This is a genomic window from Xanthomonas massiliensis (assembly GCF_900018785.1).
Lineage (GTDB): Bacteria > Pseudomonadota > Gammaproteobacteria > Xanthomonadales > Xanthomonadaceae > Xanthomonas_B > Xanthomonas_B massiliensis.
The window spans coordinates 249,575-273,577 of the sequence record NZ_FCOY01000007.1; the positions used below are offsets into that span (position 1 = coordinate 249,575).

The window sequence follows — 24,003 nt, forward strand, 5'->3', positions numbered from 1 at the left end:
TGAGCGACCGTACGCCGAGCTGGCCGCCCGCATTGTCCAGCCCCGTGGCTGTGGACAGGTCGATGCCGCCCCCTGCGCTGATGCGGCCGCCGTCGTTGTCCAGCAGGCCGGAGATGTGCAGGGCGCCATCGGCCAACGGGACGACCGGCGGAACCGAGGGGCCGGCACCATCGCCGGTATCGTCGCTGCCGGGCCCGCTTCCGCCGCCATCCTGCGAACCGGACCCGGCATCGTTGCCCATGCCGGGCGTGCCGCCTTCGGCCGGTTCCGACGTCCCGGGATTCCCGCCGGCACCGGCGTCGATTTCGCCGATACGCCCACCGTCACGGTTGGACAGGGCTCCCGAGTTCAGCGCCAGCGCCTGCAGGCCAGTCTGCTCGATCGCGCCATCGCGGTTGTGCAGCGATTGCGCGTCGACCGCCACGCGCATCGCGTTGAGCGTGCCGCCGCTGTTGTCCAGGTCCTGCGACGTATCCACGGTCAACTCGCGCCCAGCGCTGAGTATGCCGGCGTTGGCGATGCCACCGCTGGCGACGACCCGGGTGTCTTGTTGCGACTGCAGGGAACCGGTGTTCTCCAGGCGGCCGTCGACGGTCACCACCAGGTCGCCCGCCTGCGCACCGATGGCGCCGGCATTGCGTACGCCGACGCCGTGCTCGGTGCCGACCAGGGTGATCTTGCCGGCGTACATGCCGCCCAGTTGTCCCACGTCGATCGCGAACCCCGGTGCCGCCGAAGCGGGTCGGCGCAGTTGCGTCGTCCCGGCCGCCGCGGCGACCTCGTTACTGCCTGCGGTCACCGCCAGGTTCTGGGCCCAGATCCCCGCATTGATCTGCAGCGAGCGCGCAATCAAGCCGGTGTAGTCGGTCTGGCTGGCGTCCAGTCCGGCGCCGGAAACGCCGATCACGCCGCCCTCCACGCGATAGGCATCCAGCGATCCACCGTTGAAAACAGGCTTGCCCGTGGTCAGCGTCGCCCGGCTCGCATTGAGGAAGCCGCCGCCATCGACCTGGATGCCGGCCGGATTGGCGATGATCACCTCGGCGCGGTCGCCAGCCACTTCGACATAGCCGTTCAGGTAGCTGGGGTTGGCGCTGTTGACCTCGTTGAGGATGACCCGCGCCGTGCCGGTGGCCAGCCAGGGATTGCCCTGCACCCAACCGCCCAGCTGCGTCTGGGCGTTGGTGCGCGAATTGTTGAGGATCGCGCCCTTGGCACCGACGTCGAACTGGGAATAGGTGTTGTGCGAAACACCTGCCGCCGAAGGCGTGGCGATGTTGACCGTGGGCGTGCCGTTGGCTGCGGCGACCACGGCCGGGCGCTGATTCCGCGGCGCGCTCGGGTCGGCAACGATGCGCCCCATCTCGCCTGCAGTCGTCCTCGCCGGAGGTGTCTGCTGCGCAGCCGCGGGCATCGCGATCCCGACCCAGCCCAGCGCCGCCCACATGGCGAAGCTGACCGGTCGCAGCGTTGCCACCCGTCGGCCATCCACGGCCCTGCCGGAGCCGGCGGCCGCGCGGACGAGTTCGGAGGCGACCTGCAATATGCCCAGGACACGGTTGAAGACCAGACGGTAGACGCGGTTCATGAATTCCTTCCCCTTGATGAGTATTTCCGTATCGCGCTTACGCAGTTGTCGGCCGCCGCCGTGGCGTCAGAAAGACCAGTTCATGCTCATGCCGAAGGTGGTGTACGCCGTCGGGAATCCATCCGGCTTGGACAGGGGCCCACCGACGAAGCCGTCCCAATACAAGCCGCTCCATCCCCCCCGCAGTCCCAGCGCAAGGCCGGTGAGGTCGTGTCCGAATTGCTGCGCGGTGGAGGGCCCGGATACATGGCCGCGATCCACCGCGAGATAGAACTCCTGGCCACCGCCAAGCGCCACTCCGATGTCGTTGCGCCAGAGCCAGCCGCGTTCACCGATCAGCGATGCCTCGCCATCGAATCCCCGTACGGTATAACGGCCGCCGATGGAGAATCGGTCCTGAGGCACCAGCGGGGTGCGGTTCCATTGCGCACGCCACGCGCCGGTATAGCGCATGCGTTGCTTTCCCAACTCGAACGGTGCGGACAGTTGTGCATCCGCAGTGATCAGCTTCAGGCGCGACGTCCCTTCGCCAAACGGCTCTTCGGGCGCGGCGAGCGCCTTGAAAGCCCCCGTTCCTCGTCGAAAGGCGACGCTGGCATCCAGCGTCGCAGCGCCCATGAACTGCTTGTGGGTCAGTCCAGCCTCCCATCCCGCCATGCGCCGACGCTGCACGTCGATCTCGACGTCGTCGATGAAGTTGTCCGACTCGCGCCACCACGCACGGCCATAGATGCCGAGCTTGCTCGTCGCATTGCGAAACACCAGGCGCGATGCACGCAACTCGGCGTTACGGCTGGAGCCGCTGTATGCGTACTGCTCGAACGGGCCGACGACCCTTTGCCGATAGTCGTAGTCGTTCACTGTGGTGCCCAGCAACCAATGATCGGCCGGCACGTCAAAGTGCACCGTCCAGTTGGAAGTCCCCTTGGCACCGCCGTTGAAAACGTCGTGCCCGGCATTGACGTAGAGCAGGTCGTTCCAGCCCAGCAGGTTGTCCAGCGAGACCGTGGCGCCGGCCTGTAGCTTGCCGGTCGCTTCGCTGCCGGCGTCGTCCAACGACAGACTTGCACGCCAAAGCCGGCGCTGTTGCCAGCTGATCACCAGGTCACTTTCGCCCGGCGCCGCCGGCTCGCCTTCGGCCGGCACGATCTGGATATCGGCCGCGACCGTCGGTACGCGCTGGAGATTCTCCAGCGCCTGCTCGATGGCGCGCAGGTTGAGCACTTCACCGGGCCGCACCGGCACGGCATTGGCCAGGCTCGGCCTCGGCGCGGGGCCATCGGCAAAGCGGATGGTGCGCACACGCCCGGGTACGACAGTCAGCGTCAGAGTCCCGCTCTTGAGATCCTGCGGCGCCGCCAGCACGCGGGTGGTGACGTAGCCGTGGGCGATGATGGCGTCCTGGATGCGGCCCATCACCATGTTCATGCCGGTCGAACCCAGGCATCTCCCCGTGGCCGGGTCTTCGGCCGGATCGGCTGCACGCAGGGCCCAGGCAAATGTACCGGCCAGTTCACCACCCAGGACAATCCGCCGGATCGGGAAGCAGGGCGCCTCGTCCACAGGCAGGCGCTTGGTCTGCTCGTGCACATCGCGCGGTAGCCGGACATCCGGCGAGCGCTCCTGCTGTTCGCGCAACTGACGTTCGCGCTCCTGTTGCCGCAACAATTCTTGAGCGGCTACATCCGGCGCCTGCGCCCACGCAGCCTCCCCGATTGCCGCCACCAACACCAACACGCACAGACAGCGCATCGGCATGCCGTGCCCAAAACTTCCCTGCTGCTCCATGGCCCCTGTTCCGCGTCCAACTCCTTGATTTGCAATTGTTCCACAGTCAGTCTTGGTTCATCAACTCGCCATCGGCGCTGGATGCCCGGCTACTTCGTCTTTGAGCCCACTCGACCTGCGTCGCGATGGCGCATTGACCCAGTCGATATGCTGGCCTTGCCCCCCAGGTGCCAAGAAAGCCAGCCGATTGCACCGGCCGGCGATACGCTCGGTGGCCGTCCCTGTCCGCAGGAACCAAGCAAGCGCTCCGGGACCGACAATGCCACATGGCCTTTCGAATCCTGCCCAAGGCCATCTGCCGGTCACGCACGCCCGCTTGCCGACAGGCGTCTCGTCGCCTCACCGGCTTGAAAGAGCTGCCTGTCTTTCCCGAGGCGAGGATGCAGGGGGCCAGGACCGCGCCATGGCTACAATTGAAGGCTTGCGCAGCCTCCACCCGTATCGCTTCCCATCCCTTCTCCGGCCTCTCGCATCCGCCACAAATGACCGAATCTTCAGAAAAATCGCAGCGAGACAAGGCCAGCGTGGAACACACGCCCCTGATGAAGCAGTACTTCGCCGCCAAGGCGCAGCATCCCGACCTGCTGCTGTTCTTCCGCATGGGCGACTTCTACGAGCTGTTCTACGACGACGCGCGCAAGGCGGCGCGGTTGCTGGACATCACCCTGACCCAGCGCGGCAGCTCGGCCGGCGCGCCGATCCCGATGGCCGGGGTGCCGGTGCATGCCTACGAGGGCTACCTGGCGCGGCTGGTGGCGCTGGGCGAGTCGGTGGCGATCTGCGAGCAGATCGGCGACCCGGCACTGGCCAAGGGCCTGGTCGAGCGCAAGGTGGTGCGCATCGTCACGCCCGGCACGGTCACCGACGAGGCGCTGCTGGACGAGCGCCGCGACACCCTGCTGATGGCCTTGTCGCGCGGCAGGCACGGCTACGGCCTGGCCTGGGCCGACCTGGCCGGCGGCCGCTTCCTGGTCAACGAGGTCGATGGCGAGGACGCGCTGGAGGCCGAACTGGCGCGGCTGGAACCGGCCGAGCTGCTGGTGCCCGACGAGGAGGGCTGGCCGGCGTTCCTGCCCACCCGCCACGGGTTGCGCCGGCGCGCGCCGTGGCTGTTCGACGCGGACAGCGGCCGCCGCCAGCTGCTGCAGTTCTTCGGCATGCACGACCTGTCCGGCTTCGGCATCGAGGACCGCCCGCGTGCGATCGCCGCGGCCGGTGCGCTGCTCGGCTATGTCGAGGAGACGCAGAAGCAGCGCCTGCCGCACCTGACCGCGATCGCGGTGGAGACCGCCACCGAGGCGATCGCGATGAACGCCGCCACCCGCCGCCACCTGGAGCTGGACACGCGCGTGGACGGGGACACCCGCAACACCCTGCTCGGCGTGCTCGACGGCACGGTCACGCCGATGGGCGGGCGCCTGCTGCGGCGCTGGCTGCACCGCCCGCTGCGCCTGCGCGAGGTGCTGCAGCAGCGCCACCACGCGGTCGCCACGCTGATCGAGTCCGGCGCCGACGTCGAGCTGCGCGAGCGCTTCCGCGCGCTCGGCGACGTCGAGCGCATCCTCACCCGGGTGGCGCTGCGTTCGGCGCGCCCGCGCGACCTGTCCACGCTGCGCGACGGCCTGGCGCTGCTGCCGCAGATCGCCACCCTCCTCGCCCCGCTCGATTCGCCGCGGCTGCAGGCGCTGGCCGCCGAGCTGGGCGAGCACGGCGCGATCGCGCACCTGCTGGCATCGGCCGTGGCCGAACAGCCGCCGTTGAAGCTGTCCGACGGTGGCGTGATCGCCGCCGACCACGACGCCGAGCTGGACGAGCTGCGCCGCCTGTCCACCCACGCCGACCAGTTCCTGATCGACCTGGAGCAGCGCGAACGCGAGGCCAGCGGCATCGCCACGCTCAAGGTCGGCTACAACCGCGTGCACGGCTACTACATCGAGATCAGCAAGGGCCAGGCCGACAAGGCCCCGGTGCACTACACCCGGCGGCAGACGCTGACCAACGCCGAGCGCTACATCACCGAGGAGCTGAAGGCGTTCGAGGACAAGGTGCTGTCGGCGCGCGAACGCGCGCTGTCGCGCGAGAAGCTGCTGTACGAGCAGTTGCTGGACGCGCTGGGCGGCCACCTGGAGCCGCTCAAGCGCGCGGCCGCCGCGCTGAGCGAACTGGACGTGCTGGCCGACTTCGCCGAGCGCGCCCAGGCCCTGGACTGGGCGCGGCCGGAGCTGGCCGCCGCACCGGGCCTGTGCATCGAGCGTGGCCGCCACCCGGTGGTGGAGGCGGTGCGCGAGGAGCCGTTCGAGCCCAACGACCTGGACCTGCGCCCGGACCGGCGCATGCTGGTGATCACCGGCCCGAACATGGGCGGCAAGAGCACCTACATGCGCCAGAACGCGCTGATCGTGCTGCTGGCGCACATCGGCAGCTTCGTGCCGGCCGCGCGCGCGGTGATCGGCCCGATCGACCGCATCCTCACCCGTATCGGCGCCGGCGACGACCTGGCGCGCGGCCAGTCCACCTTCATGGTCGAGATGGCCGAGACCAGCTACATCCTGCACCACGCCAGCGCGCAGTCGCTGGTGCTGATGGACGAGATCGGCCGCGGCACCTCCACCTACGACGGCCTGGCGCTGGCCGACGCGGTGGCGCGCCACCTGGCCCACGTCAACCGCTGCTACACGCTGTTCGCCACCCACTACTTCGAGCTGACCGCGCTGGCCGACGAGACCGTCGAGGGCGGCCCCAGCGGCATCGCCAACGTGCACCTGGACGCGATCGAGCACCGCGACCACGCGGGCAACGAAACGCTGGTGTTCATGCACGCGGTCAAGGACGGGCCGGCCAACCGCAGCTTCGGCCTGCAGGTGGCGGCGCTGGCCGGCCTGCCGCGCGAGACCGTGGCGCAGGCGCGCCGGCGCCTGGCCGAACTGGAGCAGCGCGGCGGCGAGAGCCAGGCCTCACAGATGGCCCCGCAATCGCTGGATGCGCCGCGGCAGTTCGGCCTGTTCCCGCCGCCGTCGGCCGCGGCGCAGGAAGCCCTCGCCGCGCTCGATCCGGACGAACTCACGCCCAAGCAGGCCCTTGAGGCGCTGTACCGGCTCAAGTCGCTGCTGTAGGCGCGGCCGTCGCCCGCGATCTCGCTGTCCGCGGAAGGGCACTCGCGACTTCTCCGGAGGGGCCGGGCGCGCGATCGCCACGGCCTGCGCGCGTGCCGTCGCGTTCCGGGCCCGAGCCCCCGGCCACGCCCGGCCGGGGGCCGTCGATCCCTCGTCCCCCATGCCGGCCGCCAGCCGCTAGCCTTCCGGATCGGGACATGCGGACCGACGCGCGCCCGCCCCCGCCGTCATCGTTGCGCCCGCACCGCCTCCGGCAGGGGCGGCGCGGCGGCGAAGCGGTACAGGGCATGCAAACTCGCCCCAGGACCCGATGCACCGGGCTGTCCGGTGTCGCCCCTGCCGTCGCGCCGATTCCCGCGCTGTCGCTGCCGCAACGGAAGTGCCACGACCTCCCCGACGACGGCACGTATCCGCCCCCGAGTGCTGCTAGCCTGTCGGCTGTCGCCGGCGCCCGCCGGCCTGCCAGGAAGCCGAACATGACCACCCCCAGCCTCACCGATACCCTCCTGCAGCAACTGCAGGGTCCCGCCTTGCAACAGGTCGCCCAGCGCCTGGGCATCGACACCCAGCAGGCGCAGAGCGCCGTCGGCACCGCGCTGCCGCTGCTGATGGGCGCGCTGGGCCAGAATGCCCAGCAGCCGCAGGGCGCGCAGGCGCTGCTGGGTGCCCTGCAGCGTGACCATGCCGGCGGCTCCGGCTTCGATCTCGGCAGCCTGGTCGGTGCCGTGCTCGGCGGTACCGGCAGCGCCGGCAGCGCCCAGACCGATGGCGCCGGCATCCTCGGCCACGTGTTCGGCGCGCAGGCCCCGCAGGCCGCCACCCAGCTGGGCCAGGCCACCGGCCTGGGCAGCGAGAAGGCCTCCCAGCTCCTGCAGGTGCTGGCACCGATCGTGATGGGCTACCTCGCCAAGCACTTCCTCGGCGGCGGCGGCCAGGCCGACGCCGGCCAGCTCGGCCAGGCACTGGGGCAGGAGCAGCAGCATGTGGCGCAATCCAGCGCCGGCGGCCTGCTGGGCTCGATCCTGGACCAGGACGGCGACGGCAAGTTCGACGTCGGCGACCTGCTCAAGATCGGCGGCAGCCTGTTCGGCAAGCACTGATCCGGCGATCGCCGATCGCGGCCGGCGTCCGTTGCGGGAGACGGCGCCGGCATGCCAGCTGCAATAGCTCCTGCCTATCGACTGGGTGAATTCATTCGATTTCACTCCGGAGCGGCCGCTTCCTAGTCTGTGTCCATCGTCCAGACCACGGAACCCCGCCATGCGCCCTGCTAGCCAACCTGCCCGGGCTTCCGGCCGGCAACGCGTCCCGCGCCGCGCCCATCGCTGACCTGCGTCCGCCGCGCCCGCGGCGGACGCCCTCCATCACCGCCGTTCCCCGCCTCGCCACGCCGGCGGCCACGCGCATTCCCGATTTCCCGACCCAGGCAGGAGCTTCCCATGTCGACCCAAGCCAAGTGCCCGTTCAACCACGCCGCCCTCGGCGCCAACACCACCCGCAAGGACTGGTGGCCCGAGCGCCTGAACCTGGAGATCCTGCGCCAGCACTCGGCCAAGTCCGATCCGCTGGACCCGGGCTTCAACTACCGCAAGGCCTTCGGGAAGCTCGACTACCACGCGCTCAAGAAGGACCTGCTGCAGCTCATGACGGATTCGCAGGACTGGTGGCCGGCCGACTTCGGCCACTACGGCCCGCAGTTCATCCGCATGGCCTGGCACAGCGCCGGCACCTACCGCGCCTTCGACGGCCGCGGCGGCGCCGGCCGCGGCCAGCAGCGCTTCGCCCCGCTCTCGGCGTGGCCGGACAACGTCAACATCGACAAGTCGCGCCGGCTGCTGTGGCCGATCAAGCAGAAGTACGGCCAGCAGATCTCGTGGGCCGACCTGCTGATCCTGACCGGCAACGTCGCGCTCGAATCGATGGGCTTTCGCACCTTCGGCTTCGGCGCCGGCCGCGAGGACACCTGGGAGCCGGACGAGGACACCGACTGGGGCACCGAGAAGACCTGGCTCGCGCACCGCCCGCTCGACGACTTCCCGGAGAACCTCGGCGCCAGCGAGATGGGCCTGATCTACGTGAATCCGGAAGGCCCCAACGCCAGCGGCGACCCGGCCGCGGCTGCGCCGCTGATCCGCGAGACCTTCGCCCGCATGGGCATGAACGACGAGGAGACCGTCGCGCTCATCGCCGGCGGCCACACCTTCGGCAAGACCCACGGCGCCGCCCCGGAATCGCACAAGGGACCGGACCCGGAGGCCGCCCCGCTGGAGAACCAGGGCCTGGGCTGGGTCAGCGACTACGGCAGCGGCCACGGCGCCGACGCCGTCGGCAGCGGCCTGGAGGTGATCTGGACCCAGACCCCGGCGCAGTGGAGCAACCACTTCCTGGACAACCTGTTCAAGTTCGAATGGGTGCAGACCCGCAGCCCGGGCGGCGCGATCCAGTGGGAGGCCAGGGATGCCGAAGCGGTCATCCCCGGCCCGGCGGCCGACTCGCCCCGGCGCCGGCCGACCATGCTCACCACCGACCTGTCGCTGCGCTTCGACCCGGCCTACGAGAAGATCGCGCGCCGCTTCAGGGACGACCCGCAGGCCTTCGCCGAGGCCTTCGCCCGCGCCTGGTTCAAGCTCACCCACCGCGACATGGGGCCCAAGGCGCGCTACCTCGGCCCGGAGGTGCCCCGGGAAGACCTGATCTGGCAGGATCCGCTGCCGACGGCGACCCTGCCCATCCCCAGCCCCGACGACATCGCCGCGCTCAAGGCGCAGATCGCCGCCTCGGGCCTGGGCGTGGCGCAGCTGGTGGCCACCGCCTGGGCCTCGGCGTCCACCTTCCGCGGCGGCGACAAGCGCGGCGGCGCCAACGGCGCGCGCATCCGCCTGGCGCCGCAGAAGGACTGGGAGGCCAACGACCCGGACCAGCTCGCCGGCGTGCTGGCCAGGCTCGAGGAGATCCGGCAGGCTTCCGGCAAGGTGTCGCTCGCCGACCTGATCGTGCTCGCCGGCGGTGTCGGCATCGAGCAAGCGGCCAGGGCCGCGGGCGTCGACATCGAGGGGCCGTTCACGCCCGGCCGCGTCGATGCGACGCAGGAACAGACCGACGTCGACCTGTTCGCCTTCCTGGAGCCGCGCGCGGACGGCTTCCGCAACTTCGCCAAGGCCGCCTACGCGCAGGTGCCGGGCGAGGCGCTGCTGGTGGACAAGGCGCAGCAGCTCACCCTCACCGCGCCGGAGATGACCGTGCTCGTCGGCGGCCTGCGCGTGCTCGGCGCCAATCACGGCGGCTCCAGGCACGGCGTGTTCACCGAGCGGGTCGGCGTGCTCTCCAACGACTTCTTCGTCAACCTGCTCGACATGCGCACCGAGTGGAAGCCGGCCGGCGAGAACGTCTATGAAGGGCGCGACCGCAGGACCGGGCAGGTGCGCTGGACCGGCACCCGCGTCGACCTGGTGTTCGGCGCGAACTCCGAGCTGCGCGCGCTCGCCGAGGTCTACGCCAGCAGCGACGCGAAGGAGAAGTTCGTGCGCGACTTCGTCGCCGCCTGGACCAAGGTGATGGAGCTGGACCGCTTCGACCGGGCCTGAGCCGGGAAGACGAAGCATGCGGGCCGGGCAGGGAAGGCTTCTCCGCCCGGCCCGCGCTGGCTCGCGGGCTTGCCTTCGCCAAGATCGCCCCGCCTGCCCGATCGCATCGCCGGAGCGTCTCCCGCTATCACCATGCGGATTCGTCGCCGTGCCTCGTCTCCGCCTGCTCGCGATACCTGGCATGCGCCCGGGCAAAGTACCCGTTGGCCACCCCGGAAGCGGCGGCGGATGCGGCGGCGGGCGAGGCCGACGGTCCGGCCGCGGTCCGCACCGCCGGGCAAGGCGATGCCAGGATTTCCGGCGACGGGATCGCGCCAGGGCCCAGGCACCGGACGATCCGGCAACCGCGCCGGCAACCCGCGCCGACGCCGGCTACAGCGCGTCGATGTCGCCCAGCGCGCGGATCAACCGCCGCGCGCGCTTGTCCGGCTTGTGCTCCGGGGCGCGGTAGCCATCGCGCATGGCGATGCGCTCGGCCCGTTCGCGCTCGCGCCGCATCCGCGAGGCCGGGCTTTCCTCGTACAGGGCCTGCGCGGCCGGTGCCGGGCCGCGCACGTCGCTCAGCGCGCGCACCTGCACCTCGAAGCGTTCCTCGCCGCGCACCACCTCGAGGGTGTCGCCCACGCGTACCGCGCGCGACGGCTTGGGCCGCTGCCCTGCCAGGACGACCTTGCCGTGCTCCACCGCCTGGCGCGCCAGGCTGCGGGTCTTGAAGAAGCGTGCGGCCCATAGCCAGACATCGAGCCTGACCGGCGCAGCGGGGATGGGCGTTTCGACCATGGTGTCCTGTGGCGGGGCGCCCGCCACGCATGGCCGGGCCCGGGAATGCTAGTGTGCCGCTCCCCCGAGGACGTGACCAGCGCATGCCGCCCAAGACCGGCCCCCTGACCGAAGGCCCCATCGGCCGCACCCTGTTGCTGTTCGCCCTGCCGATCCTGGCCGGCAACGTGGCGCAGTCGCTCAACGGCTCGGTCAACGCGGTCTGGGTGGGCCGTTTCCTGGGCGAGGCGGCGCTGACCGCCACGGCCAACGCCAACAACATCCTGTTCTTCCTGCTCGGCTCGGTGTTCGGCATCGGCATGGCCTCCACCATCCTGATCGCCCAGGCCATCGGTGCCGGCGACACCGCCCAGGCACGCCGGGCGATGGGCTCGAGCGCCACCTTCTTCATCGGCCTGTCGGTGGTGATCGCCGTGGCCGGCTGGATCCTCGCCCCGCAGCTGCTGGCGTGGATGGGCACCCCGCCCGCGTCGCTGGCGATGGCGCGCCACTACCTGCGGGTGATCTTCCTGGCCATGCCGGTGCTGTACGCCTTCGCCTTCCTGTCGGCGGCGCTGCGCGGCGCCGGCGATGCGCGCACGCCATTCCGCTTCCTGCTGCTCTCGGTGGTGCTGGACATCGCCTTCAACCCGCTGCTGATCTTCGGCGTCGGCCCGCTGCCCGCCCTGGGCGTGCCCGGCGCCGCGCTGGCCACGCTGTTCGCCCAGGCGCTGTCGCTGGCCGCCCTGCTGCTCTACATGCGCCACAAGCGCCACCTGCTGTGGCTGGGACGCCGCGAACTGGCCCTGCTGCGCCCGGATCCGGCCATCGTCCGCGCCCTGGTGGTCAAGGGCGTGCCGATGGGCCTGCAGATGGTGCTGATCTCGCTGTCGATGATCGCGATGATGAGCATGGTCAATGCCCACGGCACCCACACCGCGGCCGCCTACGGCGCGGCCATGCAGCTGTGGACCTACGTGCAGATGCCGGCCATGGCCATCGGCGCGGCGTGCTCGTCGATGGCCGCGCAGAACGTCGGCGCACGCCGCTGGGACCGGGTCGCGGCCACCACCGGCTACGGGGTGATGTTCAACTTCCTGCTGACCGGCGTGCTGATCGCCCCGCTGATCCTGCTCGACCGCTGGACGCTGACCCTGTTCCTGCCCGCGGCCAGCCAGGCGCTGGAGATCGCCCGCCACCTCAACCACATCGCGGTGTGGTCGTTCCTGTTCTTCGGCGTGACCTTCGTGGTGTCCGGCGTGGTGCGCTCCACCGGCGCGGTGGTGCCGCCGCTGCTGATCCTGGCCTTCGCCCTGTGGGGCATCCGCGTGCCCTTCGCCAGCGGCATGCAGGCGGTGATCGGTACCGATGCGCTGTGGTGGAGCTTCCCGATCAGCGCGGTGTGCTCGATGCTGATGGCGCTGGCGTACTACCGCTGGGGGCGTTGGCGCCGCGCGCACATGCTGGAACCGGAGCCGGTCGCGGTCGCGGTGCCCGCCGAGGTACCGGCCACGCCGCCCTCGCCGGTGGCCGACGCGGACGCGGCGCTGGACGCCCCGGCGCAGCCGGCACCGGCCACGCCGCAGCGCTGAACCAGCCTGGCGGCCTCCATCCGGGGCCCCGAAAGCGGCATCTGCAGGCACGAAGCGCTCGCACCTGCAGCCGCCACCGCGACAGCCGCCCGGCTTCCGGGCCACGCGCCCCGCGTGCAGGCCTACACGGACAGCTGCCAACACGGCAGGAACGGCCGGTTGGCCGGATCCGCGATGGGCGCGGCCAACCCGACGGGCCGCTGCCCGGTGCCTGCCGACGGCGCACTTCGCGAAGTTCGCTGGACCAGGATCGGAGTACGGGCCTGCCGCCACCCGCGATCGGCCGCGGCCATGCCGATCGCGCCGCAGCGCTGAACTGGCCCAGTCGGGGCGGTCCCATCCCGCGAGCAACCGGACGCGACATCTGCAGGCACGAAGTGCTCGCGCCTGCAGCCGCCACTGCGACGGCGACCGCCGATTTCCAGGCCACGCGCCTCGCGTGCAGACCTACACGGATAGCTGCCAACACGGCAGGAACGGCCGGTTGGCCGGATCCGCGATGGGTGCGGCCAACCCGACGGGCCGCTGCCCGGTGCCTGCCGACGGCGCGCTTCGCCAAGCCCGCCGCACCAGGATCGGGGGACGAGCTGCCGCCACCCGCGAACGCCGCTACCCGCGGCCCTGCCGCTCCCGTCGCGCCGCCCACCGCCGGAAACGAAAACGGCCACCCGGAGGTGGCCGTTCGTGCGTCCTCGCCGGAGCGATTACTCGGCGGCGGCAGCGGCCTTCTCGGCCTTGGCCTTGGCCACGGCAGCCAGGTCTTCCTTGATGCGGGCCGCCTTGCCTTCCAGGCCGCGCAGGTAGTACAGCTTGCCGGCGCGCACCTTGCCGCGGCGCTTGACCTCGACCGACTCGATGGTCGGGCTGAAGGTCTGGAACACGCGCTCCACCCCGTAGCCGTAGGAGATCTTGCGCACGGTGAAGGAGGAGTTCAGGCCGGCGTTCTTGGTCGCGATGACCACGCCCTCGTAGGCCTGCACGCGCTCGCGGTTGCCTTCCTTCACCTTGACGTTGACCACGACGGTATCGCCCTGGCTGAACTTCGGCAGTTCGCGGGTGATCTGGGCGGACTCGAATTCCGCGATGATGGACTTGTTCAGCTTGCTCATGGGTGCACCGATTTCTGTTCGGGGTGGTGGTGTCGTTCGACAGCCTGGACTGATGCGATCGCCGGATTGCGCCGCACGTTTGTTGTTCTTGGGCCCGCAGGACCGGCGACGCCGGCCGCCCGGGAACTTGCCATCATACCCGATCGCGCAGGCGTGGCGCTACCCGCCCCGCGCCCGGCCGCTTCCCGCCGCCAGGTCGGCGCGGGCCTCGTCGAGCAGCTTGCGGTCGCTCTTGGACAGGGCCGGCTCGTCCAGCAGGTCCGGCCGCCGCAGCCAGGTGCGCAGCAGCGACTGCTGGCGCCGCCAGCGCGCGATGGCCGCGTGGTTGCCCGAGCGCAGCACCTCCGGCACCGTGCCCAGCGCGTGCTCCACCGGCTGGGCATAGTGCGGGCAGTCCAGCAGCCCCTGCTCGCCCTCGAAGCTGTCCTGCACCGCCGACTCGGCATCGCCCAGCGCGCCCTCCTGCAGGCGCGTGACCGCATCGATGATCACCGCCGCCCCCAGTTCGCCGCCGGAAAGCACGTAGTCGCCGATGGAGATCTCCTCGTCCACCTCGGCGGCGAGGAAGCGTTCGTCCACGCCCTCGTAGCGCCCGCACAGCAGGATCACCCGCGGCAGTGCCGCCAGCTCGTGGACCTTGCGCTGGTCCAGCCGGCGCCCTTGCGGGCTCAGGTAGACCAGCGGCGCGGGCGGGGCGGCGGCAGCGCGGACCTGCGCCAGGCAGGCGAGCAGCGGCTCCACCAGCATGACCATGCCCGGACCGCCGCCGTAGGGACGATCGTCCACGCGCCGGTAGTTGCCCAGGCCATGGTCGCGCGGGTTCCAGGCATGCAGGTCCAGCAGGCCGCGCTCGCGTGCCCGCCCGACCACGCCGAAACCGGCGCTCTGGTCGATGAACTCGGGGAACAGGCTGATGACGTCGATGCGCACGGGACGGAAAGGCCACGAAGGGTTCGAGGGAAGCATCTTCGCCCGGATCGGACCGCCGGGCGATCACGCCCGGGCATGGCGGGCATCCGCGACCGGCGAAGGCCGCGCCGCCGCGCTCAGAACTCCGGATCCCAGTCGACGACGATGCCGTCGCCGTCGAAATCCACCGAGCGCACCACGTCCGGCTGCACGAACGGGATCAGCCGCTCGCGCTCGCCGCGCACCACCAGCACGTCGTTGGCCCCGGTGGAGAACAGGTGCGACACGGTGCCCAGCGCCACGCCGTCCACGGTACGCACCGGCAGCCCTTCCAGGTCCACCCAGTAGTACTCGCCCGGGCTGGGCGGCGGTAGTGCGCTGCGCGCGACGAAGATCTCGGTGCCGCGCATGGCCTCGGCCATGTCGCGGTCGTCCACGCCGGCCACGGTGGCGACCAGGTGCTTGCCGGCCTCGCGGCCACGCACGCCCGCCAGCTCGCGCTCGTGCCCGGCGGCGTCGCGCAGGATCCAGGGCTGGTAGCCGAAGATCGCCAGGCGCGGCTCGGTCCACGACTCGAGCTTCACCTCGCCACGCACGCCAAAGGCGCCAACGATCCTGCCCAGCAGGATGCGGCGCCCCGGATCGGTATCCATCACGACGAAACGGGCCGTGCCGGGCACGGCCCTGCGGCTCAGGCCGCGACGGCCTGTGCCTTGGCCGCTTCCTTGTACAGGGTGCGGACCTTCTCGGTCAGCTGCGCCCCGTTGGCGAGCCAATGGTCGACGCGGGCCACGTCCAGCACGACGCGCTCCTCGGCACCCTGGGCGACCGGGTTGTAGTAGCCCACGCGCTCGATGTTGCGGCCGTCGCGCGCGCTGCGCGAGTCGGTGACGATGATGTGGTAGAAGGGGCGCTTCTTGGCGCCGCCGCGGGTAAGGCGGATCTTGACCATGGTGTTTTCCGTGTTGCCCAGTCGCCAGGATGGCGAGGTAAGCCGGCGATTATAGCGGCCGCCCCCGGGCGTGCCAAGCCGGCCGGTCAGGCCCCGCCGAGCAGGGCCGTGGCCTGCGCCCACCACGCCCGTACCAGTCGCGCGGCCGGCTCGGCCCGGGCCAGGCGCGCCGCCTGCCCCGCCCAGGCCTGGATCGCGTCGAGGTCGTCGGCGCGCGCGGCGGCCGCGCGCATCGGCGCGGTCAGCGCGCGCTGCACCGGATACGGGCACGGGGCCGGGGCCTGGGGCGCGGCGGCGGCACGCACGTAGGCCGTGGCGATCGCGCGCCCGGCCCGCCCGGAGAAGGCGCGGGTGAGGCAGGTGGCCTCCGCCGGCGTCTGCGCCAGCGCATCGGCCCAGGCGGCGGGAATGGCGGCTTCCGGCGTGCGCAGGAAGGCGGTGCCGACCTGCACCGCGCTGGCGCCCAGGCACAGCGCGGCGGCGATGCCGCGGCCATCGGCGATGCCGCCGGCGGCGACCACCGGGATCTCCAGCGCATCGGCCAGCTGCGGCACCAGGGCGAGCGTGCCGATCATCTGCGCCTCCGCCCGCCCGGCCTGCGCGGCACCACGATGGCCGCCGGCCTCGGCCCCCTGCGCCACCACCGCGTCGGCACCGGCGGCCTGCGCGGCCAGGGCCTCGTCCAGGGTCGTGGCCGCGGCGAACCAGGCGATGCCCGCGGCCTTCAGGCGCGCCACCTGGTCCGGCCGGAACAGGCCCATGACTGAGGACGCCACGTCCGGCGCGGTCCGCACCAGGGCATCGAACTGCGCATCGAAATCGGCCGGGACCGCCTCCGCGGCCGCGGCCGGTACCGGCGGTCCCCATTGGCCGAGGAAGGCGCGCATGGCCGCCTCCGCACCGGCGTCGCGCGCCGGCGGCGGGTCGGGGATCCACAGGTTGACCTGCACCGGCCCGGCCTGCCGGGCACGGAAGTCGGCCATCCAGGTCCCGATGTCTGCCGGCGTGGACAGCACCGCGCCCATCGCGCCCATGCCGCCGGCCGCGGCCACCGCCGCCGACAGCGCCGGCGGGCAGGCCCCGGCCATCGGCGCCAGCAGCAACGGCACGCGCAGGCCGAAGCGTGCGCAGAACCCGTCGACCCGGACGCGGATAGCCGCGTTCATATCAGCCGGGCTGCGCCATCACCGGAACGGCAGGCCGCCGCGGCCGCCCATCGCGCCCATCATCCCGCGCATGCCGCGCATCAGCCCCTTCATGCCGCCGCCGGAGAGCTTGGACATCATCTTCTCCATCTGCTGGTACTGCTTCATCAGCTTGTTGACGTCGGCGGGCTGCAGGCCGGCACCGCGGGCGATGCGCGCGCGGCGCGAGCCGTTGAGCAGCGCCGGATTGCGGCGCTCCTTCTTGGTCATCGAATTGATGATGGCGATCATCCGCGGCACTTCCTTGTTCTGCGAGACCTGCTGCTTGAGATGCTCGGGGATCTGCCCCAGGCCCGGCAGCTTGTCCATCAGCGAGCCGATGCCGCCCATGTTCTGCATCTGCTCGAGCTGTTCCTTCATGTCGTTGAGGTCGAACTTCTTGCCCTTGGCGACCTTGGCGGCGAGCTTGGCGGCCTTCTCCTGGTCCACCGACTGCTCGACCTGCTCGACCAGCGACAGCACGTCGCCCATGTCGAGGATGCGGTTGGCGACGCGGTCCGGATGGAACACGTCCAGGCCATCGACCTTCTCGCCGGTGCCGACGAACTTGATCGGCCGGCCGGTGACGTAGCGCACGCTCAGCGCCGCGCCGCCGCGGGCATCGCCGTCGGTCTTGGTCAGCACCACGCCGGTCAGCGGCAGCGCCTCGCCGAACGCCTTGGCGGTGTTGGCCGCGTCCTGGCCGATCATCGAATCGACCACGAACAGCGTCTCGGCCGGGTTGACCGCCGCGTGCAGGGCCTTGATCTCGTCCATCATCGCCTGGTCGATGGCCAGGCGGCCGGCGGTATCGACCAGCAGCACGTCGACGAAGGACTTCTTCGCATCGTCGATGGCCGCGCGCACGATCTCCACCGGCTTCTGCCCGGAGTCGGACGGGAAGAACGCCACGCCGACCTGCTCGGCCAGCGTGCGCAACTGCTCGATGGCGGCCGGACGGTATACGTCGGCGCTGACCACCATCACCTTCTTCTTGCGCTTTTCCTTGAGGAACTTGGCCAGCTTGCCGACGGTGGTGGTCTTGCCGGCGCCCTGCAGGCCGGCCATCAGGATCACCGCCGGCGCCGGCACGTTCAGGTTGAGGTCGGTGGCGGCCGAGCCCATGACCGTGGTCAGCTCGTCGCGCACGACCTTGATCAGCGCCTGGCCCGGGGTCAGCGACTTGAGCACCTCCTGGCCGACGGCGCGCACCTTGATGCGCTCGACCAGCGCCTGCACCACCGGCAGGGCGACGTCGGCCTCGAGCAGGGCGATGCGCACCTCGCGGGTGGCCTCGCGGATGTTCTCCTCGGTCAGGCGACCGCGGCCGCGCAGGCGCTGCAGGGTGCCGGAAAGGCGTTGGGTGAGGGACTCGAACATGCGGCGGCATCGCGTAGGAGGAAACAGGGTGGGATTATAGCCGGCCGCCCCGCCCGCTCCCGCGCGGGCCCGGCGCACCGCCGTGCCCGGCCTGTGAGAAACTGCACCGATGACAATCGTTCTCATCACCGTCCTGGCCTACCTGGCCGCGGCCGTCATGCTGGCCTACGGCAGCCACCACATCGCGCGCGGCAACGCGCGTACCTGGCTGCTGCCGGCCTGGCTGGCGATCGTGCTGCACGCGGCCTACCACGTGGCGGTGGCCATGCGCATGCCGGGGGGACCGGACATGCACTTCTTCGCCGCGGCCTCGCTGGTCGGGCTGGGCATGGCCGCGCTGACCTCGCTGGTGGCCCAGCGCGGGCGGATGGCGGCGCTGGGCGTGGTGGTCTACCCGCTGGCGGCGATCCTGCTGCTGGCCTACCACCTGCACGGGCACATGCCCAGCCCGGCGCTGGACTGGCGCCTGCAGCTGCATGCCTGGCTGGCCCTGCTCGCCTACGCCACGCTGGGCATCGCCGCATTGCTGGCGCTGATGCTGTGGCTGCAGGAACGCGCCCTGCGCCGGCGCGACATCAGCCACATGCTGCGCGCGCTGCCGCCGCTGACCGAGCTGGAGACGCTGATGTTCCGCACCATCGCGGCCGGCTTCGTGCTGCTGACCCTGGTGCTGCTGACCGGCATGCTGTTCGTGCAGGACTTCATGGCGCAGAAGCTGGTGCACAAGACCGTGCTCAGCTTCCTGTCCTGGCTGGTGTTCGGTGGCCTGCTGCTCGGCCGCTGGCGCTACGGCTGGCGCGGCACCAAGGCGATCCGCTGGACGCTGGCGGCCATGGTGCTGCTGGTGCTGGCCTTCTTCGGCAGCAAGTTCGTGATCGAACTGGTGCACAACCGCCCGGGCGCCTGAGCCGCCCGGGCGGCACGCAGGCTCATTGCTGAAGTGGATCCGGCCCGAACCGGTTGGCGCCGGGGGTGCCGCGCAGGCACATGAAGACCAGCACGATCAGGTTGCCCACGTACGGGATGAAGCCGAGCAGGACGAACCAGCCGGACTTGTCCTGGTCGTGGAAGCGCCGGACCTGCACGGCCAGGCAGGGAATGATCGCCGCCAGGCCCACCAGCGCCAGCACGACCAGCGCCAGGAAGAACAGGGCCGAAGGATGGTCCCGCGTTCCCATGGCCATGCCGATGCCCATCAATACGATGAGCGGCACGTAGACCAGCAGCAGCAACAGCTGGAACATCCAGTACTCCTTGCGCCGCGAGCGCCCGGAAAAATCGGCATAGCGCCTCAGCGGCATCAACATCCAATCCATTGAAATCCCCTTTGTCGTTTCGTTGCGGTGCAAGTGCCGGCATGGACCGGCGGCGCATGATGGCATGCGGTCGCCCCCCGCCCAAGCGCATCGGGCGGCGGCATCGCTGGCGCACCGGCTCAGGCGGGATCGGCCACGTGCACCGTGCGCTTGAGGTGCTTGAGGCAGGCGACGATGGTGAAGGTCATCACCACCAGCAGCGACCACGAGCTCCACTTGCCCAGGTGCACGTGGGCCCAGGCACCCATCTGGTCCGGGTAGCGCCACACGCCCAGCAGCGTGGCCAGGTTCTCGGCCAGCCAGATGAAGAAGCCGATCAGCACGAAGGCCAGCAGCAGCGGCATGCGCCGGTCGCGGTCGAACGGCCGGAACACCACCGTGGTGCGCGCATACAGGCCCAGCGCGCAGGCGGCCAGGTACCAGCGGTAATCGCCGATCCAGTGGTGGGTGAAGAAGTTGGCGTAGATCAGGCAGGCGATCGACACCGCCATCCAGTACGGCGGATGGTGGCGGATGCGCAGGTCGAACAGGCGCCAGGCCTGGATGATGTAGCTGCCGACCGCCGCATACATGAAGCCGGAGAACAGCGGCACGCCCAGCACCTTGCTCCACGCCGGGTCCGGGTACGACCACGCACCGATGCCGGGCGAGGTCTTGAACACTTCCAGCGCGAAGCCGACCAGGTGGAACAGGCAGATCGCCTTCATCTCGTCGAGCGTCTCCAGCCGGGCCGCCAGCATCCCGCCCTGGATCGCCAGCGCGATCAGCAGCAGCAGGTCGTAGCGGGCGATGCCCCACAGCCCGGCGCGCGGCACCAGCCAGACCGCGGCGAAGAACAGCCCGGCGAACAGGCAGGCGCGCGCTTCCTTCAACCCGAACCAGAGCAGCTCGACGCCGGCGCGGCGCAGGCCATGCAAGGCGGGGTGCGGCGCCACGTCGACCAGCCATGCGTCCAGCCACGCCAGGCCGCGTGCCTGGGCATGCGCGGTGGCGACCGCGGCGGCCGGCAACGCCTCGCTCACGCCGCTTCCAGCGCCTCGGCCAGCCGCTCCACCGCGATCACCTCCAGCCCCTTGAACGTGCCCGACTTGGGCGCGTTCGCCTTGGGCACGATGGCGCGCTTGAAACCGTGCGTGGCCGCCTCGCGCAGGCGCTCCTCGCCATTGGGCACCGGCCGGATCTCGCCGGACAGGCCGACTTCGCCGAAGGCGACGGTCTTCTCCGCCAGCGGCGCATCGCGCAGCGAGGACAGCACCGCCAGCAGCGCCGGCAGGTCGGCCGCGGTCTCCTGCACGCGGATGCCGCCGACCACGTTGATGAACACGTCCTGGTCGCCGACCATCACCCCGCCGTGGCGGTGCAGCACCGCCAGCAGCATCGCCAGCCGGTTCTGTTCCAGGCCGACGGCCACGCGCCGCGGATTGGACAGCGGCGAGGCGTCCACCAGCGCCTGCACCTCCACCAGCAGCGGCCGCGTGCCTTCGCGGGTGACCATCACGCAGCTGCCCGGCTGGCGCGTGCTGCCGCCGGACAGGAAGATCGCCGACGGGTTGGAGACTTCCTTCAGCCCCTTCTCGCCCATGGCGAACACGCCCAGCTCGTTGACCGCGCCGAAGCGGTTCTTGAACGCGCGCAGCACGCGGAAGCGGCTGCCGCTCTCGCCCTCGAAATACAGCACCGCATCGACCATGTGCTCGAGCACGCGCGGGCCGGCGATGCCGCCCTCCTTGGTGACGTGGCCGACCAGGAACACCGCGGTGCCGGTCTCCTTGGCATAGCGCACCAGCCGCGCCGCGCTCTCGCGCACCTGGCTGACCGAGCCGGGCGCGGCGGTCAGCGATTCGGTCCACAGCGTCTGCACCGAATCGGCGACGATGAGCCGGGGCCGCATCGCCGCGGCGTGCTGCAGGATGTTCTCAATGCCGGTCTCGGCCAGCGCGCTCAGGCCGTCCAGCGGCAGGTCCAGGCGCACCGCGCGCCCAGCCACCTGCGCCAGAGATTCCTCGCCGGTGACGTACAGCGCCGGCAGGGTGCCGGCCATCTGCGCCAGCGCCTGCAGCAGCAGCGTGGACTTGCCGATGCCCGGGTCGCCGCCGACCAGCACCACCGCGCCTTCCACCAGCCCGCCGCCGAGCACGCGGTCCAGTTCGCCGATGCCGGTCGACACGCGCGCCTGCTCGCTGTGCTGCACGTCCTTGAGCGCGGTGACCTTCGGCGGGTCGACCTTGCCGGCCCAGCCGCTGCGACGCGAGGCGGCCACCGGGCCGGCGCCGGCACCGCCCGGCGTGGCGCTTTCCAGCACGATCTGGCTCAGCGCGTTCCAGGCGCCGCATTCGCCGCACTGGCCCTGCCACTTGCTGTACTCGGCGCCGCATTCGTTGCAGACGTAGGCGATCTTCGCCTTGGCCATTCGGGGAAATTTCCGCTGGGGAGGACGCGCAGGATAACCACCGGCCATCTCACCCGTCGCGACCGGCCGGCAATCCGCCGCGGCCATCGCCTGGCATGTGACCGCGGATGCGGCGGCCCATCCGCCCGGCGGCCCGGCGGGGTGTCGGCCGGGCCACCCTGAAATGGCGGTCGCGCCGGTCCAGGCCGCGGACAGCGCCGACGCCCCTGGTCGCGGGCCGGCCCCGGATGCCCTACGTGGCAATGCGCGCCGGCATCGGCGCCCTCGCCCGCATCCGGCGCCGTAACGGCAACGGCCCGATGGCAGCTGCCACCGGGCCGTTCGACGACACGCTATCGCGGCTCAGCGGGCCTTGAGCAGTTCCGCCAGCCGGTCCGGGGTGCCGGCGATCCGCTCCAGGTGCGGATACTGCAGGCCGCCGTGGTAGTCCACGCGCAGCGTCTGGTAGCGGTCGAAGTTCTTGACCAGCAGCTCGATCGGCGCGGTGCCGTCCTTGGCGGCGGTCACCGCCTCCTTGACGGCATCGGCGCTGTACTCGCGCCCGTCCACCGCGACCACGCTCATGCCCGGCGACAGGCCGGCCTTGAAGGCCGGGCCGTCCCACAGCACGTCGATCACCCCGCCCTTGCCGTCCAGCGAGGCGCCGATCGAGTAGGTCAGGTTGACGCTCTTGCTGCGGGCCTCGCTGGCGCTGAAGGCTTCGTTCGGCTTGTCGTTGTAGACCAGCTTCCAGCCGTGCGAGGCCAGCCCGCCGATCAGCGGGCCGTGGCCGTCGATGCGGTCACGCAGGAACGAGGACCAGTCGAACGGGGCGATGCCGTTCAAGGTGGCGACGATGTCCTCGAACGTGTACGGATTGACGTCCCAGGCGCCGTTGTCCATGCCGAAGAAGGCCTTGGCGAAGTCGTCCAGCGAACGCTTGTCGCCGCTCAGCTCGCGCAGCTTGCCGTCCACTTCCAGCCACACCATCTGCCCGCCGGAGTAGTAGTCCTCGCTCATCTGGTAGTTGCGGTACGCCAGCGGCCGGCGCTGGGCGATGGTCGGGTCGTTGGTGGTGTCCTGCACGGTGCGCCAGGACAGGCCCGGGCGGCCGCGGTCGTAGGTGGCCGCCACGCTGGCCAGCACCGCGCGCGTCTGGTCCTGGTTCCACAGCCCGGAACGGGCCGCCAGCACCTGGCCGTAGAACTGGGTCTGGCCCTCGTACAGCCACAGCAGGCTGTCGCCCATGGGCACGTTGAAGTTGGGCGTGGACAGGTCCGCGCCGCGGCGGTACTTGCCGTTCCAGGAGTGGTTGAACTCGTGCGGCAGCAGGTCGCGGCCGATCCAGGTCTTGTCCCAGTCGGTGAAGTAGCCGGTGGCGCCGCTGTTCTCGCTGGAGCGGTGGTGCTCCAGGCCGATGCCGCCAAGCTTGTCGGTCAGCGCCAGCAGGAAGTCGTAGTGGTCGAAATGGCGCGCGCCGTAGAGCTTGTCCATCTGCTGGACCAGCGCCTTGTGCTTGTCCAGCTGGTCGGGCTTGGCCTCCAGGCTCTTGGCCGCGTCGGCGAACAGGTTCAGGTGCACCGGCTGCTTGCCGTCGGCCAGTTCCACGCGCTTGTAGTACTTGCCGGCGAACAGCGGCGAATCGACCAGGTCGTCGTAGTCGATCGGCTTGAACACCACCGTGTCGCCGTCGCGGCGCTCGGTCTCCAGCGCGGTCGCGTAGGACCAGCCGGCCGGCAGCTTCACGCTGGCCTGCGCCTTGATGTTGCGCGCGTAGTAGCCGGCCGGATACAGCGAGTTGCTGTTCCACTGCAGGTTGAGCATCTCCGGGGTCATCACCACCCGTCCCTGCGCCGGTCCCTGCGAGGACAGGAACTGGAACTCGGCGACGATCTCGCGCGTGCCCTCGGGCACGTCGATCTTGAAGGCGAACACGTCGTACTGGTCGCGCGTCCACGGGATCACCTCGCCGGTGTCGCTGCGGATGGTCAGTCCCGCCACCTTCTCCAGCGTGCCGCTGGGCGAGTGATGGCCCGGGATCCATTGCGGGTAGAGCAGCGTCATCGGGCCCGGCTTGGCCGGCATCGTGGTGCGCACGCGGAAGATGCGGTGGCCGATGTCGGTGGCATCGACATCCACCTTGATCACCCCGTCGAAGGGGACGTCGGCGGGCGGTGCGGTCTGGGCGGCAGCGGGCTGGAGGATGGCCATGCAGGCGAGCAACGGAAGGGACAGGAGGGAAGAACGGGACATCACGGCTCCGGGCGGGGTCAACCCGTCGATGCTAGCGCCCGCGGCAGGGGAACCACCATGCCATAGGTCATGGATGCGCGGAAACGG

Annotated in this window: 17 protein-coding genes and 1 pseudogene; 5 read left to right on the top strand and 13 right to left on the bottom strand. The window is 70.8% G+C overall.

The annotated features are described in order from the left end of the window. Position 1: 1 nt before the first annotated feature. A pseudogene (locus BN3794_RS17075) lies at positions 2-1,588 on the bottom strand (two-partner secretion domain-containing protein); the annotation flags it as partial. 66 nt (positions 1,589-1,654) lie between these two features. After that, complete coding sequence (locus BN3794_RS11215; protein WP_236493248.1) at positions 1,655-3,376, bottom strand: ShlB/FhaC/HecB family hemolysin secretion/activation protein; 1,722 nt, start codon at positions 3,374-3,376, stop codon at positions 1,655-1,657. Between the two features lie 482 nt (positions 3,377-3,858). Between BN3794_RS11215 and mutS the strand changes: the two genes are divergently transcribed. From mutS to katG, 3 genes are all read left to right on the top strand, one after another. Then, positions 3,859-6,489 carry a DNA mismatch repair protein MutS gene (gene mutS / locus BN3794_RS11220; RefSeq protein ID WP_066097413.1) on the top strand — a complete coding sequence of 877 codons (2,631 nt, stop codon included), beginning with the start codon at positions 3,859-3,861 and terminating at the stop codon, positions 6,487-6,489. A 476-nt stretch (positions 6,490-6,965) separates the two neighbouring features. Next, positions 6,966-7,589 (top strand): DUF937 domain-containing protein, encoded by a 624-nt coding sequence (locus BN3794_RS11225; RefSeq protein WP_066097414.1) that lies wholly within the window; start codon positions 6,966-6,968, stop codon positions 7,587-7,589. A 339-nt stretch (positions 7,590-7,928) separates the two neighbouring features. After that, a complete protein-coding gene (gene katG / locus BN3794_RS11230) occupies positions 7,929-10,073 on the top strand; it encodes a catalase/peroxidase HPI (RefSeq protein WP_066097415.1) in 2,145 nt (714 codons plus the stop codon). Between the two features lie 372 nt (positions 10,074-10,445). Here katG and BN3794_RS11235 read toward each other — a convergent pair whose 3' ends face one another. After that, positions 10,446-10,853: an RNA-binding S4 domain-containing protein gene (locus BN3794_RS11235; RefSeq protein WP_066098813.1), complete on the bottom strand. Its 408-nt coding sequence runs from the start codon at positions 10,851-10,853 to the stop codon at positions 10,446-10,448. An 83-nt stretch (positions 10,854-10,936) separates the two neighbouring features. On the opposite strand from BN3794_RS11235, the gene BN3794_RS11240 reads away from it, so the two are divergent. After that, positions 10,937-12,424 (top strand): MATE family efflux transporter, encoded by a 1,488-nt coding sequence (locus tag BN3794_RS11240; protein ID WP_066097416.1) that lies wholly within the window; start codon positions 10,937-10,939, stop codon positions 12,422-12,424. Positions 12,425-13,128: 704 nt separating this feature from the next. On the opposite strand, the gene rplS is transcribed toward BN3794_RS11240, so the two are convergent. The 6 genes from rplS to ffh all read right to left on the bottom strand — a co-directional run bounded on the left by rplS (position 13,129) and on the right by ffh (position 17,958). Continuing rightward, on the bottom strand, positions 13,129-13,533 hold the full coding sequence (gene rplS, locus BN3794_RS11245) for a 50S ribosomal protein L19 (protein ID WP_066097417.1): 405 nt from the start codon (positions 13,531-13,533) through the stop codon (positions 13,129-13,131). A gap of 159 nt (positions 13,534-13,692) precedes the next feature. Next, positions 13,693-14,463, bottom strand: coding sequence for a tRNA (guanosine(37)-N1)-methyltransferase TrmD (trmD, locus tag BN3794_RS11250; protein WP_066097418.1), 771 nt, complete (start codon positions 14,461-14,463; stop codon positions 13,693-13,695). Positions 14,464-14,579: 116 nt separating this feature from the next. Next, positions 14,580-15,095: a ribosome maturation factor RimM gene (gene rimM, locus BN3794_RS11255; RefSeq protein ID WP_066097419.1), complete on the bottom strand. Its 516-nt coding sequence runs from the start codon at positions 15,093-15,095 to the stop codon at positions 14,580-14,582. Between the two features lie 38 nt (positions 15,096-15,133). After that, on the bottom strand, positions 15,134-15,394 hold the full coding sequence (gene rpsP / locus BN3794_RS11260; RefSeq protein WP_066097420.1) for a 30S ribosomal protein S16: 261 nt from the start codon (positions 15,392-15,394) through the stop codon (positions 15,134-15,136). A gap of 86 nt (positions 15,395-15,480) precedes the next feature. Further along, the gene (locus BN3794_RS11265) at positions 15,481-16,560 is read right to left on the bottom strand and encodes an NAD(P)H-dependent flavin oxidoreductase (RefSeq protein WP_066097421.1); all 1,080 of its coding nucleotides are present in this window, start codon (positions 16,558-16,560) and stop codon (positions 15,481-15,483) included. Positions 16,561-16,578: 18 nt separating this feature from the next. Continuing rightward, positions 16,579-17,958, bottom strand: a complete 1,380-nt coding sequence (ffh, locus tag BN3794_RS11270; protein ID WP_066097422.1) for a signal recognition particle protein — start codon at positions 17,956-17,958, stop codon at positions 16,579-16,581. Between the two features lie 157 nt (positions 17,959-18,115). On the opposite strand from ffh, the gene BN3794_RS11275 reads away from it, so the two are divergent. Further along, positions 18,116-18,865: a cytochrome C assembly family protein gene (locus BN3794_RS11275; RefSeq protein ID WP_236493282.1), complete on the top strand. Its 750-nt coding sequence runs from the start codon at positions 18,116-18,118 to the stop codon at positions 18,863-18,865. Between the two features lie 22 nt (positions 18,866-18,887). Here BN3794_RS11275 and BN3794_RS11280 read toward each other — a convergent pair whose 3' ends face one another. From BN3794_RS11280 to BN3794_RS11295, 4 genes are all read right to left on the bottom strand, one after another. Continuing rightward, positions 18,888-19,274 (bottom strand): DUF805 domain-containing protein, encoded by a 387-nt coding sequence (locus tag BN3794_RS11280; RefSeq protein ID WP_066097424.1) that lies wholly within the window; start codon positions 19,272-19,274, stop codon positions 18,888-18,890. 119 nt (positions 19,275-19,393) lie between these two features. Continuing rightward, the gene (locus BN3794_RS11285; protein ID WP_201455274.1) at positions 19,394-20,296 is read right to left on the bottom strand and encodes a DUF817 domain-containing protein; all 903 of its coding nucleotides are present in this window, start codon (positions 20,294-20,296) and stop codon (positions 19,394-19,396) included. Beyond that, positions 20,293-21,684 carry a DNA repair protein RadA gene (gene radA, locus BN3794_RS11290; RefSeq protein ID WP_066097425.1) on the bottom strand — a complete coding sequence of 464 codons (1,392 nt, stop codon included), beginning with the start codon at positions 21,682-21,684 and terminating at the stop codon, positions 20,293-20,295. Before radA ends, BN3794_RS11285 begins: the two co-directional genes overlap by 4 nt. Before the next feature lie 342 nt (positions 21,685-22,026). Further along, positions 22,027-23,916, bottom strand: coding sequence for a M61 family metallopeptidase (locus BN3794_RS11295; RefSeq protein WP_066097426.1), 1,890 nt, complete (start codon positions 23,914-23,916; stop codon positions 22,027-22,029). Positions 23,917-24,003: the final 87 nt, after the last annotated feature.